The sequence below is a fragment of the Plantibacter cousiniae (nom. nud.) genome, assembly GCF_977070315.1.
Genome location: NZ_CDRVEU010000002.1, coordinates 115,427 through 129,567, shown reverse-complemented (window position 1 = coordinate 129,567; position 14,141 = coordinate 115,427). Strand labels below are relative to the sequence as shown.

Here is a 14,141-nt window from a genome sequence, read left to right as displayed (position 1 = left end):
GAACCTGCAAGACGGCCTGCAAGGCAGCTCAAGACCATCACGCAATGCTGAACAGCGCCTGACCGGCCTGAACCTCTTCGCCATTGGCAACCAGAATGGCAGTCACCACCCCTGCCGCCTCAGCCTTCACCGGATGAAACATCTTCATGGCCTCGACCACCGCCAGAGTCTGCCCCACCTCGACGGACGTACCGATCTCGACAAAAGGCGGCTGGTCGGGTGCCGGGGTCAGGTGCAGCACCCCGTACAGCGAGGCGCACGCCTGTGCCTGTTGTACGGCGGTCGTCGTACTTGTCTGAGTCGGAGAAACAGTGCGCTCTGCGGGCGTCGTCTGCACTGTCGCAACAGCCGGATTGACGCGGTTGGCGACCTGAGCGGGCTCGCGCAGCAAACGCAGCTGCGCGTCGCCTTCACACAGGCTGAGTTCGCTCAGGTCCGATTCGGCCATCAGGTCGATAAGTGCTTTGATACGTTCCGGATTCATGCAAGAGCCCTTGCCTGGCAAATGAAATGTGGCTGAGGGCAATGTAACGAGGCAGGTTTTTGACCGCCAAGACGGTTTGACTGTGGGGTGATAAGCGCCCCTTATGACGTCGGGATCACTGCGCGCGGCGGTTGCCACGCATTTCTGCGACCAGTTCCAGAAGGATCGCCTTGACCGCCTGGGCCGGCACCGACAGCGGCAAGTGCCCGGAGAGGCACAGCGCGAGAGGGGCTTCGATCTCGGGTTCGACAATGCGGCTCAGGTTGACCGCATGCGTGTCTGCCAGCACCCGCGCTGCAGATTCGGGAAGAATGGTCGAGCCGAATCGATCGGCGACTGCCGCGGCCAGCGTCGTCGAAGATTCGACTTCTGCCACCACCCGGGCACTGTGCTCGATACGCACAAATGCCTCGTCCACCAGACGACGGACAGTGTTGTAGGTGCGCGGCAACAGCAGGTCGATATCGGCCAGTTCCCTGAGCGGAATTTCCTCGCGCCCCTGAAGCACCTCTTCGGCACTCACCAGGTACAGCTGCTCGCGTATCAAGGGCACAAAACTCAAGCCATGCACCTCGCGTCCGCCATAAAGAACGGCCATGTCCATACGCCCGTTCATGATCAACTCACTGAGGGTGGTGCCAAAGTTCTCATTGAGGTACAGCAGAATGCCCGGATGACGCTCGCGTACGCGTTTGAGCAATGGCAGCGACAGGGTCGAAGCGGCAGTGCCGGGTGCCAGCCCAACCGACACCGGCCCCGATAACGCCAGACCACTGGCGTTGACGTCACTCTGTGCCTGCTCGCACTGGCGCAGGATCAGCTGAGCATGCCCGTACAGCACCTTGCCCGCCTCGGTCGGGGTGACGCCGCGCTTGGTGCGGATCAACAACTGTTGCTGCAACTCGGCCTCCAGCGTCACCAACTGCTGACTCAGCGCAGGTTGTGCGATGTGCAGCACATCGGCGGCCTGAGTCAGGCTGCCGATATCGACAATTTTCACGAAATATTTCAAACGGCGAAGGTTCAAGGTGCTGCACTCCAGAGTCACGACACACGGGCTTCAGCAAGACCCAGGCCAGCTCTGGAAAAACCAGGCATAAGCAATTGCTATGTCAGCTACCGCTGAACGGGCTCGCCAGGCGCTGATCCCCCTGCAACCATTGCACGCCCGCTTTTGGTGCGACGCCGGTTCATCTGCGGTCATAAGCGCTGCCTATCAACCCAGAACGAAATGGTCTTATGGCGCTCGCTGCTCTGGCTCGTAACGTATTCCCCGTCAAGGCCATCAACGAGGAATGCCAACGTGACCGCATCTCGCATCGCTGCCCGCGTGCTCCGCATCAAACCGTCGCCAAGCAGCGCTGCTGCCGATCGGGCCAATGAACTGCGGCGCGCAGGCAAATCGATCATCAATCTGGTGGTTGGCGAGCCGGACTTCGACACACCGGCACACATTCGTCAGGCCGCCTGTGCCGCCATCGAGAACGGTGAAACACGCTACACGCTCAACGCTGGCACCACGGCGCTGCGCGAGGCAATCGCCGCCAAACTGCAGCGTGAAAACGGCCTTGCTTACGCGCCCGGCCAGATCGTGGTGACCAGCGGTGCCAAGGCCGCGATTTTCAATGCATTCGCGGCGACATTGAGTGTCGACGATGAAGTGCTGATCCCCGCGCCTTACTGGGTGTCTTACCCGGACATGGTCCTGGCCTGCGACGGTCGTCCAGTAACCCTGGCCTGCCCGGAGGAAAACCAGTTCAAGCTGACTGCCGCGCAGCTGCGCAACGCGATCACGCCGCGCACCCGCTGGCTGCTGCTCAATTCGCCGAGCAACCCGACCGGTGCCACCTACAGCGCATCCGAATGGCGCGCGCTGGCCGACGTACTGCTCGACTACCCGGACGTGCTGGTCATGACCGACGACATTTACGAGCACATTCGCTACGACGACGCTCCGCTCAGCCACCTGCTCACTGTCGAGCCAGCGCTGCGCGAACGCGTGCTGATCATCAACGGCGTGTCAAAAACCTACGCCATGACCGGCTGGCGCATCGGCTACGCAGCAGGCCCCGGCGATATCATCAACGCGATGGCGACCCTGCAATCACAGTCCACCAGCAACGCCTGCTCGGTGAGCCAGGCCGCTGCGGTGGCCGCCCTGACCGGCGACCAGTCTTTTGTCGGCGACAGCGTCAAGGTCTACAGACAGCGCCGCGATCGTTGCCTGGAGCTGATCAACGCGATTGACGGCCTGAGCTGCATCAAGCCCGAAGGCGCGTTCTATCTGTACGTCAATTGCGGCGCGCTGATCGGCAAAACCACACCGTCAGGCTCGGTACTGGAAGCCGATACGGACGTGGTTCTGTACCTGCTGGAAAGTCAGGGCGTTGCCGTTGTCGCAGGCACCGCCTATGGCCTGGCACCGTTTTTCCGGATGTCTACGGCGACTGCCCTGGAAACCTTTGAAGACGGCTGCGCGCGCATTGCGACTGCTGTCGCTGCGTTGCGCTGAGCACCTCGACATGACGACGCCGAGCCATCCGGCCCTGACCTTCAAACAGGCCTTGTTGGCCATGCTCGGCATATCACTGGTACTGGGCCTTTCCGCGCTGGATCAGACCGTCATCGGCAACGCACTGCCAAGCATCGTCGCCGAGCTCAACGGTTTCGAGTTGTACGCCTGGGTCGCCACCGGCTACCTGCTGGCCTCTATCGTGACCATCCCGATCTTTGGCCGGCTGGGCGATTTTTACGGGCGCAAACCGTTCGTGCTGGCCGCAACAGTCATCTTCACGCTGGCCTCGCTGCTCTGCGCACTGGCAGACAGCATGTTGGTACTGGTGATCGGGCGAGCCTTGCAAGGTGTGGGCGGCGGTATGTTGATCGGTACTGCCTTTGCCTGTGTGCCCGAGCTGTTTCCCGACACCCGCCAGCGGTTGCGCTGGCAGGTGTTGCTGAGCGCCATGTTCAGCGTGGTCAATGCCATCGGCCCGGGGTTGGGCGGTTATCTGTCCGGCGAGTTTGGCTGGCGTTCGGTGTTTTGGTTGAACCTGCCCCTGGGCGTGATTGCCTTGTTTTTTGCCTGGCGCTTTTTGCCGTGGTATCGCCCGCAAGGCTATCGACCCCATTCTGACGGTGCGATCAGGCTCGACTGGCTCGGGGCTTTATTGATCGTCCTGACGCTGGGCAGCCTGCAACTGTTCGTCGAATGGCTGGGCCAGCGTTCTCTGTCCGTCAGCCTGACATGTGGCGCCGTGACCCTCGCTGCCATGCTCGGCCTGTGGTTCCACGAGCGTCGCTGTGCCTTTGCCTTGCTGCCCGCCGGGCTGTTCGCCAACCGCAGCATCCGCCTGCTGTTCATCATGTCGCTGTTGGCCGGCGCCATCATGTTCACCCTTCTGTTCTACCTGCCGCTGCTGTTGCAGGGCAGCTACGGCTACTCGCCAAAAGACGCAGGGTTACTGCTTACCCCACTGGCGCTGAGCATCACCCTGGGCGCAATCGTCAACAGTCGTATCGTCACGCGTCTGACAAACCCCAACTGGTTACCTATTGGCGGATTCATTGCCCTGTCGGTTGCCTGCATCGCCTTGGCACTGGTCGGACTGCACGCCGGCTTCATGACCTTACTGGGGCTGATTCTGCTGGCGGGGCTGGGGCTGGGCTTCATTCTGCTCAACCTCACCGTGTTCACCCAGACGCTCGCCGAGCGGCAATTTCTCGGCATTGCCACGGCGCTGACCCAGTCCTTGCGACTGGTCGGCGGTTTACTGGGCACAGCGGCCATGGGCGTGCTGGTCAAGGTGCTGTATGTCGCCAATCTGCAAAGTGCGCTGAACGCAGCAGGTCAGGCGTCGGCCTTACCGCGCCTGGCCGACCCTCAGGTTCTGCTGCAGCACACGCCTGCCAATGTCGATGCGGCGCTGCTGATAGCGCGCACCGCCCTCGCCCAGGCGGTGGGCACGGGGCTGCTGACATGCGCCGGGCTGGGCGTGCTCGCGTTGCTGGTTCTGCACCGCCTGCCTCGCGTCACCCTTCATCAGGTATCCCATGCAGCAACGTCTGCAACGGATTCATCTGCAACACCTGTTCCTGAAAAACAATAAGAAACCTGACTGCCGCCTGACTCTGCCTCTCAAAAACACTTAATTACAGTATGAGGATGAATCCGATGGAGCGTATCAATCGCGCCGCCCCTTTCGTTGCGGGCTTTTGTGGACTGCTGATCGCTCAGCAGAGCTACGCCGAAGGTTTTCTGGAGGACAGCAAGGCCAGTATTCTTGCGCGCAACTTCTTCAGTAACGCAGACAACCGCAGCGGTGCTGCCGACCCGAACTACACGCAGGAGTGGGGCCAGGGCTTCATGCTCAACTACCAGTCCGGCTACACGCCCGGCACCGTCGGCTTTGGCGTCGATGCGCTGGGCCAGTTGGGCATTCGTCTGGACTCGGGCAAAGGCCGTCACTACAACCCGCAAAGCACGGCGTTCAACGGCAATATCTTCCCCACGGACAGCGATGGCCGCGCGGTCGATGAGTTCAGCAGCCTGGGCGCGACGCTCAAGGCACGCGTCTCCAGGACCGAACTGAAATACGGCACGCTGGTGCCCATGCTGCCGGTGGTGATGTCCACTGACCGCATGTTGCAACAGACTTTTCGTGGCGGGCAGATTCAGTCTGGCGACCTGAAGGACTTCACCTTCACCGCAGGCCAGCTGGAGCATGTCATGGGCCGTGGTTCGACCAATCAGATGGGCATGTCGATTCCGGGTGCAAACAACCCGCTGACCGGCGAGTTCGTCAACAAGTTCTACTATGCGGGCGTCGATTACAAACCGACAAAAGACCTGACCTTGCAGTACTACTATGGCAATCTGGAAAACTTCTACAAGCAGAACTTCCTGGGCCTGAAATACGACATGCAGCTGGGTCCGGGCATCCTGCGCACCGACCTGCGCCATTTCGACAACCGCTCGGACGGCGCCAACGGTCACGACCCGGCGTACTACACAGTTGGCTATTACGGCAACGGCGTCACCAAGGGTGAAGTCGACAGCCGCCTGTCCAGCGCCCAGTTCACCTACCTCATCGACGGTCATACCTTTGCTGCCGGTTATCAGGCCGTGACCGGTGACAGCGACGCGGTATGGCTGAATCAGGGTGACGGCTCGACTGCCTACTTCATGACCGAATCAATGATCGGTAAATTCCAGCGTGCCGGAGAGCGCACCTGGCAGGTTCGCTATGGCTACGACTTCGCCAGACTGGGCGTACCCGGCCTGAACTTCCTGGCCATGTATGAAAGCGGCTCGAACATCCAGACGTCCGACGGCGACAAGAAGGAATGGGAACGCAACGTCACTCTGAGTTATGTGGTGCAGTCCGGTCCGGCAAAGAACCTCAGCATCGCGCTGCGCCACGCGCAACTGCGCACCGAATTCGCCAGCCAGCGCGATTCCGATGAGCATAGGGTGATCGTCAGTTACCCGATCAATATTTTCTAAGGTGCTCAATACGGTGTGCTGACTCACCGCGAAAGGGCCCGGACTGACTGGGCCCTTTTGGACACTCAGCTCGATACCTGATCAAGAAATATCAACCGCGGCGGCTCTGCCAGCAACTCGCCGCTGACCGCCGCGAACTGCTGGTAGTGCGACGTGGCGACATGGGCGTCCAGTGCTGCCTGATCCTTGAAGCATTCACGCATGTAGAACGTGCCGCGCTCATCACGCGCCTCGAACAGCGTGTACTCGATATTGCCCGGCTCCGCCCGGGTCGGTTCCACCAGTGCCGATAATGCGTGTTTCAGGGCCGCCTCTTTGCCAGCACTGGCTTTCAGGACAGCCATCAAGGCCATTGGCTTTGCAGATGTGTTCATTATCGATGCTCCGGTATTCAATTCGATCAATGGGTCGGTGCGGGCGCAACGTCGATTTTCAAACGCAGCAGGCTGTAGGGTTTTTCGCGCTTGTCGTGGCCGGCGTTGAAGTTGGCCTGGCGGTGCAACTGGTTGACGATGAAGTACAGATAGCCATCCGGGCCGATCGACAAGGTGTCAGGCCAGAGCATGCGCGGATCGTGTGCCACTGTTTGCCAGGTGCCGTCCGGCAGGCGCTTGCGAATCGAATTATGCTCGTAGTCGCCTGCGTATACGGCGCCTTTGGCATCAGCCTCCAGACCATCCGAAGCGCCTTTTTCACCGAGGTCCTGCACCGCCGCTGCCAACTGCTGCTCACTGACCTTGCTGTCATTCAACAGCTCGGTGGCCACGGCATACAGATGACGGCTGGACAACGGCGAGAAATACAGTGTCTTGCCGTCTGCCGACAACGCAATGCCATCCGAAGCGACGCCGACCGGTTTGCGCGTTCCGTTCGGGCCATCGCCCAGCACGGACACGCCCTCGACGACAGGTACGAAAGCCGGATCGACAGATGTTGACTGCGCCCCGTTCAGGCGCCGCACGGCGTGACCGCTGGCAATATCCATGACAATGATCGCACCCGGCCCGCTCAAGGATGAATCCGTTACATAGACCGTGCCCTCCGATCCCTTGCGCAAGTCAAAGCGCATGTCGTTGACATAAGTGCCGGGCAAGATGACGTTATCCGGAAACACCAGGCGCTTGACGATTCGGTTGGTGGCCAGGTCCACCGCAACCATTTTGGCACCGCCTGGACGCGGAGACGCAAAACCCGGTGCGGCCGTGTCCAGAAGCCAGACACGGCCCTTGCCGTCGGCGACCACACTCTGCACGCTGATCAGCCCATCACCAGGGTCTTTGGGGTTCTCCTTGTTGACCGCCAGATCGGGGTAGGCAACCACTTTGCCGTCACGAATCTCACCCACCGTAAACGGCACCTTGTCACCCCAACGAGGGAAGTTGACGAAAATTCGCCCGGTTTCAGTGACTGTCACACCGGTGGGCATCGCATCGTAAAAGGCATGCACCTGTTCGAGCTTGCCGATCGGTTTGTCGGCAGGCGCACTGGCAGGCAATGGAATGGCGGTCGCGCCGTAGGCCAGCGAAGTGGCGAGTGTGGCTGCGGAAATGATGGCAATTGCGGCGGAAATTTTCGTTCGATGCATGGTGCTCTCTCCTGAAGGACCAGCGGCCCATCAGCATTGGGGGCTTTTTGTGCCATAAACAGGTTGGCGATTAGTCTGAGCTTTCTTGTTACAAAGAAAAACGCGGGTAACACGCTAACACTTTCAACACGAAGGCGAAGATCCATGTTGCTTGCCAGCCATTCCCTGCAGTCAGCATCCTGACGATCAGCGGTTTTGATGACGGTCAGCATCAATGCTATAGTCACGCTCTTCCTGGCCCAGAAAGCCACAATCAGACAGGCAAAGAGGCGACCCCTATGAGAGTCACCAAGGCCCAGGCCCAGGCCAACCGGGCACATATCGTCGAGACGGCCTCCGTGCAGTTTCGCGAGCATGGCTATGACGGTGTCGGGGTCGCTGACCTGATGGCTGCGGCAGGCTTTACCCACGGTGGGTTCTATAAGCATTTCGGTTCAAAGTCCGACCTGATGGCCGAGTCGGCGGCGTGCGCCATCTCGCAGACCGTGGCGCAATCGACCGGCATCGATCCAGCGCAGTTCATCGATTATTACCTGTCCCGAGAGCACCGTGACAACCTTGGCACGGGCTGCCCCATGGCCGCGCTGAGCGGCGATGCAGCGCGCCAGTCGGACCCGGTCAAAGCAACCTTCGCCGACGGCATCGAGAGCCTGCTGGCAGCGCTTGCTCCCGACCAGGCAGCACCCGGCGGCGAAGAATGGAAACAGGCGCGGGCAAACACCATCGACCGCTTTGCCCATGCGCTGGGGGCGCTGCTGCTATCACGCAGCTGCCCGGATGACTCGCCGCTGGCGGACGAAATACTCGAGGTGTGCCGCGCGAAGATGCGGGCACACCTGGAGTCCGGGCAAACCGACTGACCGTCTCAGGAAGGAAAGAGTTTGCTCAGGCACGCCAGCTTCTTCTTGTATGACTTGCGCGCCACCAGCGCTTCCTCCAGCGTTACAGCCACGAATCGGGCGATCTGATTGGGTTGCATCTGACCGATCAGATCCAGGTCCGCGCTGATCACCGTGCCGATCATCGCGTAGCCCCCGCCCGATACGGCATCACGGTGCAAGACAATCGGTTCCAGCCCGGCAGGCACCTGAATTGAACCGATCGGGTAGCAGCTGTCGACGATATTGGACGGATCGGAACCGGCGCCGAAGGGCTGCTCCCTGGGCTGGAAGGTCAGCGCCCTGCCCCCCTTGAAGCGATAACCGATGCGGTCGGCTTCCGACCCTACGCTCCAGGGCTCGGAGAAAAAGCTGGTGGCGGCAAATTCGGTCAGACGCTCGTAATACAGGCCCGGCACGACCCGCAGATACACTTCCCCGCCCAGAGACTGGCGCAAGGCCATCGGCAGGCTGGCCCCGGCACGTCCCTTGCCGCTGGGCGTGCCTATCGGCAGCAGGTCATCAGCGGCCAGTCGGCGCCCCTGAAAACCGCCAAGCGCACCCAGCGTGTAAGTCGAACGGCTGCCCAGTACCAGCGGCACATCGATACCGCCCGCGACGGCCAGATAGGTACGCGCGCCGTCCTTGGGGAAGTCGAAGCGCAGCACTTGCCCGGCCTTCACCGCAAAGGCGGTGTCGTGGTGCATTTCCACGCCGTCGAGGCGCGCCGCCATGTGCGCGCCGCAGACCGCGGCCAACGTGTCGCACTGGAACTCCAGTTCCGGCCCCAGCAGTGTGCATTCAAGCCCCGCCGCGCCGGGCGGATTGCCGACCAGCTGATTGGCGGCGCTGAGCGCGTACTGGTCGAGCGCACCGGAGGGCGGTATGCCCAGGTGGTAATAGCCCTCGCGGCCGAGGTCCTGAACCGAGGTGGCCAGACCGGGTTTGAGCACCTTGATCATGCCAGCACCTCCTGCAACGACTTGGGATAGCCCACCGGATCGGCGAGAAAGGCATCCAGTGAAAACTCGACCGGGCGGATGCGCAGATCGAAGCGTCCGGCTTCCACCTCTGCGACAGCCTCGTCATAGGCTTGCCGGTCAAGCGGTTTGAACTGGACGATGTCGCCAGGCCGGAAAAACACCATGTGCTCTTTCAGATAGGCCAACCCCTGCTGCGGGTCATAGATCGGCGCCGGAGTGACGCCAAACATCTGATAACCGCCCGCCCCGCGTACCGAATAGATACAGCCGAAGCAGCCGCCGTGACCGAGTGTGAGCTTGGGGGTATCAGTGCGCGGACGCAGGTATTTGGGCACTTGCAGCTGGCGTTCGCGTTCCACCATCTGGAACATGAACGGCAGACCGGCGACAAAACCGACCATCGAAACGAACCACGGCGCGCCGCTGTGCGCCGCGATGAAGGCATCGACATCCGCCAGATTATTGATGCGTGCTGCGTATTCCAGGTCGGTGGAACCGGGGTCCTGATGGCGGTCACGAAAGCGCATCAGGGTTTCGTGGGTCCACGGATCGTTGTACAGCACCGGGATCTCGATGATTCGGGTCTGCAGGGTACGTTCGGCGACTGCACCGGCCTCGGCCGCCCTTACCGCCTCGAGCAAGGCATGCGGTGCGATACGGTCCGGGTCAAAACGAATCTGAAATGACGCGTTGGCCAGACACACGTCCAGCACACCATCGAGCGCCAGACGCTCGACCGCACGGGTCACCGCAAGCCCCGTAAAAAATGCTTCCAGCGACATACTGTCACTGACTTCGGCGAACAGATGTTCATCAGCGCCAAAGCTGTAGCGAATCGGATCAGCCATGTCTGTTCCTTTCTTGAAATCGTTGTAGAACGGCAGGCAAAAATCAGTAACACAGCTCGTGCGTCTACGCGCACGATGCCGTTGACTCAACGCGGTGCACGCACCTTGACGCCTGCAGCGTCCAGCGCCAGGCGTGTCGCTTCTGCAAGGTCCAGCGCGCCGGGCGTATCGCTGTGCAGACAGATCGAATCGAATTCGATGCTCAGGTCCTCACCTTCGACAGTACGCACCATACCTTGCAGGCAAGCGCGCACCACGCGGGCTGCGACTTCGGTCGGGTCCAGGGCCCGTACGTGACGGGTGAAAACGATGGAGCCGCTGAGGTCGTAATCGCGATCGGCGTAGAACTCGCGGATCACCGGCTGGCCCAGCTCCTCGGCGATCTTGCAGATCACCGAACCGGGCATGCAGTAAAGCAGCAAATCGGGCTCCAGGCGCTGCAGGTTTTCCACCAGCAGGCGGGCTGCGGCTTCGTCCCTGGCCAAGTGCATGTACAAGGCTCCGTGGGGTTTGAAGTGCTGCAGGGCCACACCCTGAACCCGCGCCAGCTCGCGCAGGGCGCCCAGTTGGTAGAGCATGTCGTCGACCAGTTCCTGGGGCGTCGAGTTGATATGCCGGCGGCCAAAGCCGACCAGATCACGGAACCCCGGGTGTGCGCCGATGGCAACGCCCAGACGTTTCGCCTGCTCGATCGTGCGGCGCATGGTGCCAGGGTCGCCCGCGTGAAAACCGGTCGCAATATTGGCCGAGCTGATAAAGGTCATCAATTCAGTATCGACGCCGTCACCAATGGTCCACGCGCCAAAGCTTTCACCCATGTCCGAGTTGAAATCCACCTGCATGGCTGTTGCTCCTGTGGGCTGTCCGGACAAGGGGCTATCCGGCTTCATGCAAAGCACGTTAAATTCACCCGCACCCCTTGGGTAGATCTATTAACAGATACGCCATCTTCTGAAAAACAGATACCCCGCTACATCGAACGTCTGTCTGGAGTGCTTATGTCCCTAACCTTGCGCCAGGTCCGTTATTTCGTGGCAACTGCCGAGATCGGGCAAATCTCGCAGGCGGCCATTCACCTGAACATTTCCCAGTCGGCGGTTACCACGGCGATCAAGGAGCTGGAGAGCATGCTCGGCACCCTGCTGTTTCAGCGTTCGGCGCAAGGCATGAGCCTGACTGAAGCAGGCCGTCATTTTCTCAACAGGGCTTACGTCATTCTGCGCAGCGTCGATGATGCGCTGAACAGTCCGCTGCCCGATATCCGCGCCAGCGGCGTATTGCGTCTGGCCGCCAGCTACACGGTCATCGGCTACTTCCTGCCGCATCATTTGCAGCGCCTGGAACACTGGCACCCGGACGTCGCCATCGAGGTGCATGAGCAGGAAAGACAAGCCATCGAACAAGGCCTGCTACAAGGTCGCTTCGACATGGCGGTGGTGCTGACGGCCAACATCACTCACCCGGATATCATCTCGGAAACGTTGTTCAACTCCGAGCGCCGCCTGTGGCTGTCCAGCCATCACCCGCTGTGTCAACGCGCCTCTGTCAGCCTCGCCGACGTCGCGCAGGAGCCCTATATCCTGTTGACCGTCGACGAAGCCGAACAAAGCGCCATGCGCTACTGGGAACTGGCCGGGCAGCAGCCCAACGTCAGAATCCGCACCAGCTCGGTGGAAGCAGTACGCAGCATGGTCGCCAACGGCAGCGGCGTGGCGATCCTTTCCGATCTGGTGCATCGCCCCTGGTCGCTGGAAGGCAAGCGTATCGAAACAATCACCGTCACCGACACAGTAACGCCCATGAGCGTCGGCCTGGCCTGGCACCGCGAACGTGAATTGAGCCCGGCCATGCAGGCCTTCCGCAACTATTTTCATGACGCATTTCTGGCCCCGCAGCAACTGTCGGCACGGCGTTGAACCCGCGGCACGCTATTGCGCAGGGCGTGTCGGTGGCCGAGTGACGGGCGCATGCTCGGCCATCAGCTCGGTGATCCAGTCGATAAACACGCGGACCTTGATGCTGATGTGACGGTTCGGCGGGAAGGCCACGTACATCGGCATGCTGTCCAGCTGCCAGTCTTCGAACAGCGGGACAAGGGCTCCGCGCTCCCGATATGGCCTGGCCATGTAGTCCGGCAGCCAGAGAATGCCCATTCCGGCCAGCCCTGCGGCAACGTAGGCATTGCCATCATCCACCGCCAGCGTATAGCGCCCCTGCACATGGACCTTTTCCCCGGCGCGGTGCATGGCGTAGGGCAGCGCCTTGCCGGTGCGCGCCCACAGATAGCCGACGATGCGATGGGCCGAGTCTTCAAGCTCTTGCGGATGAACAGGCGTGCCCATGCGCTGCAGATAGTCCGGCGCAGCGTAAACGCCCAGTTGCAGGTCGCCTACCCGCCTCGCCATCAGCGACTGATCGGCTATTTCACCTCCCCGCACCACGCAGTCGACGTTCTCGCCGATCAGGTCGACCATACGGTCGCTGACGCCCATATCGATCTGAATGTCCGGATAACGCGCATGAAACCCTGGCAAGGCGGGCATCAGCAGCATGCTGGCCAGCGGGCTGGGTACGTCCACGCGCAAACGCCCTCTGGGCAGCGAAGTTGCACTGGACAGGCTGGTCTCGGCGTCATCCATATCGGCCAGCAGCCTGACCACGCGCTCGTAAAATACCGCACCGTCGGCAGTCACGTTAACCCGCCGCGTGGTGCGGTTGAGCAGCTTGACCCGCAAGCGTGCCTCCCGTTGTTGTACCAGTTGCGTCACGCTGGTCTTGCTCATGTGCAGCGTGCTGGCAGCCTTGGTGAAACTGCCGGTTTCCACCACGCGAGCAAACGCTTGCATTGCGTCGAAACGGTCCATCCTCGCCCCGCCTGTCTTGTCCCATCAGCCTGTCGATTGTTTGGGTTTCCCAAACAGTGCTGAGTACGGTTGCTCGTTTATCGCGCTGACGCAAGTCCCTACTGTGGCTTCAACGCTGACTTCAGCCTTCGTACTCAAGTTCTGATGGAGATCCCCATGACCCAACGTGACGTCGTTTTCCCGGCTGGCCGCCAGGCGCTTTACGAGCGCAATCGCTATTCGCCCGCCATACGCTCCAATGGTTTTCTGTTCGTGTCCGGACAAGTCGGCAGTCGCGAAGACGGCTCACCCGAGCCTGATCTGGAAAAACAGGTGCGCCTGGCGTTCACCAACCTGAATGCCATCCTGCTGGCGGCCGGTTGCACCTTCGACAATGTGGTCGACGTGACGGTGTTCATTGTCGATCCCGAGACAAGGTTCGAGCGGATATGGAAGCTAATTCCCGAGTTTTGGGGCGAAGCGCCGCACCCGACCCTGACCGGCGTCGGCGTGACCTGGCTGTATGGCTTCGATTTTGAAATCAAGGTCATCGCCAGGCTGCCGGAAGCCGTCGAGCAATAACCGGACAGCGTGGGTCCGCTCAGCGGCGAATTGGCACCACACGGTCGCTTGCATCCGCCGCCAGGGGCTCTTCGAACTGCTGGAAGAACTGCCCGGAAACGACATGATCGAGAAACTGCGCCTGCTCTTCGGTGGCCAGACGTATCGGCGAGTAGCCGTCGGCATCGGGCACTGCGAAAAGGCGCGCCTTGCGTTCGTGGGCCACCGCGATGAACGCCCTTTTCTCTTCGTCGGACATCGACGAAAAACAATCGGAAAGATTTTCCAGCGAGCGCACCGCCAGATCCTGGTCGAGCTGCTTGTCATCCGTGAACATCAAATGCCAGACGAAATCGAAAGAAAGCTCAGCGAGGGCACGCATAGACGGGGTTCCGTGGGGTCGAGAGGTGCGAGATTCACCGTTCGCCACGATTCGGTCAAGCGCTAAAGGATGAC

15 protein-coding genes are annotated in these 14,141 nt (G+C 60.9%); 6 read left to right on the top strand and 9 right to left on the bottom strand.

The window, feature by feature from the left end; translation table 11 throughout:
* Window positions 1–37: 37 nt before the first annotated feature.
* Both ACW55A_RS04275 and nac read right to left on the bottom strand, forming a co-directional pair.
* Window positions 38–484 carry an acetyl-CoA carboxylase biotin carboxyl carrier protein gene (locus tag ACW55A_RS04275; protein WP_455808790.1) on the bottom strand — a complete coding sequence of 149 codons (447 nt, stop codon included), beginning with the start codon at window positions 482–484 and terminating at the stop codon, window positions 38–40.
* 115 nt (window positions 485–599) lie between these two features.
* The gene (gene nac / locus ACW55A_RS04270; RefSeq protein WP_498810762.1) at window positions 600–1,511 is read right to left on the bottom strand and encodes a nitrogen assimilation transcriptional regulator NAC; all 912 of its coding nucleotides are present in this window, start codon (window positions 1,509–1,511) and stop codon (window positions 600–602) included.
* Window positions 1,512–1,787: 276 nt separating this feature from the next.
* On the opposite strand from nac, the gene ACW55A_RS04265 reads away from it, so the two are divergent.
* The 3 genes from ACW55A_RS04265 (at window position 1,788) to ACW55A_RS04255 (ending at window position 5,987) form a co-directional block, all read left to right on the top strand.
* Window positions 1,788–2,996 carry an aspartate transaminase gene (locus ACW55A_RS04265; RefSeq protein ID WP_498810763.1) on the top strand — a complete coding sequence of 403 codons (1,209 nt, stop codon included), beginning with the start codon at window positions 1,788–1,790 and terminating at the stop codon, window positions 2,994–2,996.
* Window positions 2,997–3,006: 10 nt separating this feature from the next.
* The gene (locus ACW55A_RS04260; RefSeq protein WP_498810764.1) at window positions 3,007–4,590 is read left to right on the top strand and encodes an MFS transporter; all 1,584 of its coding nucleotides are present in this window, start codon (window positions 3,007–3,009) and stop codon (window positions 4,588–4,590) included.
* Between the two features lie 65 nt (window positions 4,591–4,655).
* Window positions 4,656–5,987, top strand: coding sequence for an OprD family porin (locus ACW55A_RS04255; protein ID WP_498810765.1), 1,332 nt, complete (start codon window positions 4,656–4,658; stop codon window positions 5,985–5,987).
* A gap of 65 nt (window positions 5,988–6,052) precedes the next feature.
* On the opposite strand, the gene ACW55A_RS04250 is transcribed toward ACW55A_RS04255, so the two are convergent.
* Entirely contained in the window at window positions 6,053–6,361 is a 309-nt protein-coding gene (locus tag ACW55A_RS04250; RefSeq protein WP_003370828.1) for a putative quinol monooxygenase, read from the bottom strand.
* A 26-nt stretch (window positions 6,362–6,387) separates the two neighbouring features.
* Window positions 6,388–7,572, bottom strand: a complete 1,185-nt coding sequence (locus ACW55A_RS04245) for an L-dopachrome tautomerase-related protein (RefSeq protein WP_498810766.1) — start codon at window positions 7,570–7,572, stop codon at window positions 6,388–6,390.
* A gap of 278 nt (window positions 7,573–7,850) precedes the next feature.
* Here ACW55A_RS04245 and ACW55A_RS04240 point away from each other — a divergent pair, with 278 nt between their 5' ends.
* On the top strand, window positions 7,851–8,432 hold the full coding sequence (locus ACW55A_RS04240) for a TetR/AcrR family transcriptional regulator (protein ID WP_046719366.1): 582 nt from the start codon (window positions 7,851–7,853) through the stop codon (window positions 8,430–8,432).
* A 5-nt stretch (window positions 8,433–8,437) separates the two neighbouring features.
* Here ACW55A_RS04240 and ACW55A_RS04235 read toward each other — a convergent pair whose 3' ends face one another.
* The 3 genes from ACW55A_RS04235 to ACW55A_RS04225 form a co-directional block, all read right to left on the bottom strand.
* The gene (locus ACW55A_RS04235) at window positions 8,438–9,412 is read right to left on the bottom strand and encodes a 5-oxoprolinase subunit C family protein (RefSeq protein ID WP_498810767.1); all 975 of its coding nucleotides are present in this window, start codon (window positions 9,410–9,412) and stop codon (window positions 8,438–8,440) included.
* Window positions 9,409–10,281, bottom strand: a complete 873-nt coding sequence (locus ACW55A_RS04230) for a 5-oxoprolinase subunit B family protein (protein ID WP_003435393.1) — start codon at window positions 10,279–10,281, stop codon at window positions 9,409–9,411. Before ACW55A_RS04230 ends, ACW55A_RS04235 begins: the two co-directional genes overlap by 4 nt.
* A gap of 86 nt (window positions 10,282–10,367) precedes the next feature.
* The gene (locus ACW55A_RS04225) at window positions 10,368–11,123 is read right to left on the bottom strand and encodes a 5-oxoprolinase subunit PxpA (protein WP_498810768.1); all 756 of its coding nucleotides are present in this window, start codon (window positions 11,121–11,123) and stop codon (window positions 10,368–10,370) included.
* A gap of 156 nt (window positions 11,124–11,279) precedes the next feature.
* Between ACW55A_RS04225 and ACW55A_RS04220 the strand changes: the two genes are divergently transcribed.
* Window positions 11,280–12,197 carry a LysR family transcriptional regulator gene (locus tag ACW55A_RS04220; protein ID WP_003346362.1) on the top strand — a complete coding sequence of 306 codons (918 nt, stop codon included), beginning with the start codon at window positions 11,280–11,282 and terminating at the stop codon, window positions 12,195–12,197.
* A gap of 12 nt (window positions 12,198–12,209) precedes the next feature.
* Here ACW55A_RS04220 and ACW55A_RS04215 read toward each other — a convergent pair whose 3' ends face one another.
* Window positions 12,210–13,145 (bottom strand): LysR family transcriptional regulator, encoded by a 936-nt coding sequence (locus ACW55A_RS04215; protein ID WP_498810769.1) that lies wholly within the window; start codon window positions 13,143–13,145, stop codon window positions 12,210–12,212.
* 156 nt (window positions 13,146–13,301) lie between these two features.
* On the opposite strand from ACW55A_RS04215, the gene ACW55A_RS04210 reads away from it, so the two are divergent.
* Window positions 13,302–13,706 (top strand): RidA family protein, encoded by a 405-nt coding sequence (locus tag ACW55A_RS04210; protein ID WP_044308024.1) that lies wholly within the window; start codon window positions 13,302–13,304, stop codon window positions 13,704–13,706.
* A gap of 19 nt (window positions 13,707–13,725) precedes the next feature.
* On the opposite strand, the gene ACW55A_RS04205 is transcribed toward ACW55A_RS04210, so the two are convergent.
* Entirely contained in the window at window positions 13,726–14,067 is a 342-nt protein-coding gene (locus ACW55A_RS04205) for a hypothetical protein (RefSeq protein WP_003370812.1), read from the bottom strand.
* Between the last annotated feature and the right edge of the window lie 74 nt (window positions 14,068–14,141).

Excerpts from the sequence above, each read along its gene's own strand:
- ACW55A_RS04275 (WP_455808790.1), bottom strand. The coding sequence starts at position 484 with ATGAATCCGGAACGTATCAAAGCACTTATCGACCTGATGGCCGAATCG.
- ACW55A_RS04260 (WP_498810764.1), top strand. The coding sequence starts at position 3,007 with ATGACGACGCCGAGCCATCCGGCCCTGACCTTCAAACAGGCCTTGTTG.
- ACW55A_RS04255 (WP_498810765.1), top strand. The coding sequence starts at position 4,656 with ATGGAGCGTATCAATCGCGCCGCCCCTTTCGTTGCGGGCTTTTGTGGA.
- ACW55A_RS04250 (WP_003370828.1), bottom strand. The coding sequence starts at position 6,361 with ATGAACACATCTGCAAAGCCAATGGCCTTGATGGCTGTCCTGAAAGCC.
- ACW55A_RS04245 (WP_498810766.1), bottom strand. The coding sequence starts at position 7,572 with ATGCATCGAACGAAAATTTCCGCCGCAATTGCCATCATTTCCGCAGCC.
- ACW55A_RS04240 (WP_046719366.1), top strand. The coding sequence starts at position 7,851 with ATGAGAGTCACCAAGGCCCAGGCCCAGGCCAACCGGGCACATATCGTC.
- ACW55A_RS04235 (WP_498810767.1), bottom strand. The coding sequence starts at position 9,412 with ATGATCAAGGTGCTCAAACCCGGTCTGGCCACCTCGGTTCAGGACCTC.
- ACW55A_RS04230 (WP_003435393.1), bottom strand. The coding sequence starts at position 10,281 with ATGGCTGATCCGATTCGCTACAGCTTTGGCGCTGATGAACATCTGTTC.
- ACW55A_RS04225 (WP_498810768.1), bottom strand. The coding sequence starts at position 11,123 with ATGCAGGTGGATTTCAACTCGGACATGGGTGAAAGCTTTGGCGCGTGG.
- ACW55A_RS04220 (WP_003346362.1), top strand. The coding sequence starts at position 11,280 with ATGTCCCTAACCTTGCGCCAGGTCCGTTATTTCGTGGCAACTGCCGAG.
- ACW55A_RS04215 (WP_498810769.1), bottom strand. The coding sequence starts at position 13,145 with ATGGACCGTTTCGACGCAATGCAAGCGTTTGCTCGCGTGGTGGAAACC.
- ACW55A_RS04210 (WP_044308024.1), top strand. The coding sequence starts at position 13,302 with ATGACCCAACGTGACGTCGTTTTCCCGGCTGGCCGCCAGGCGCTTTAC.
- ACW55A_RS04205 (WP_003370812.1), bottom strand. The coding sequence starts at position 14,067 with ATGCGTGCCCTCGCTGAGCTTTCTTTCGATTTCGTCTGGCATTTGATG.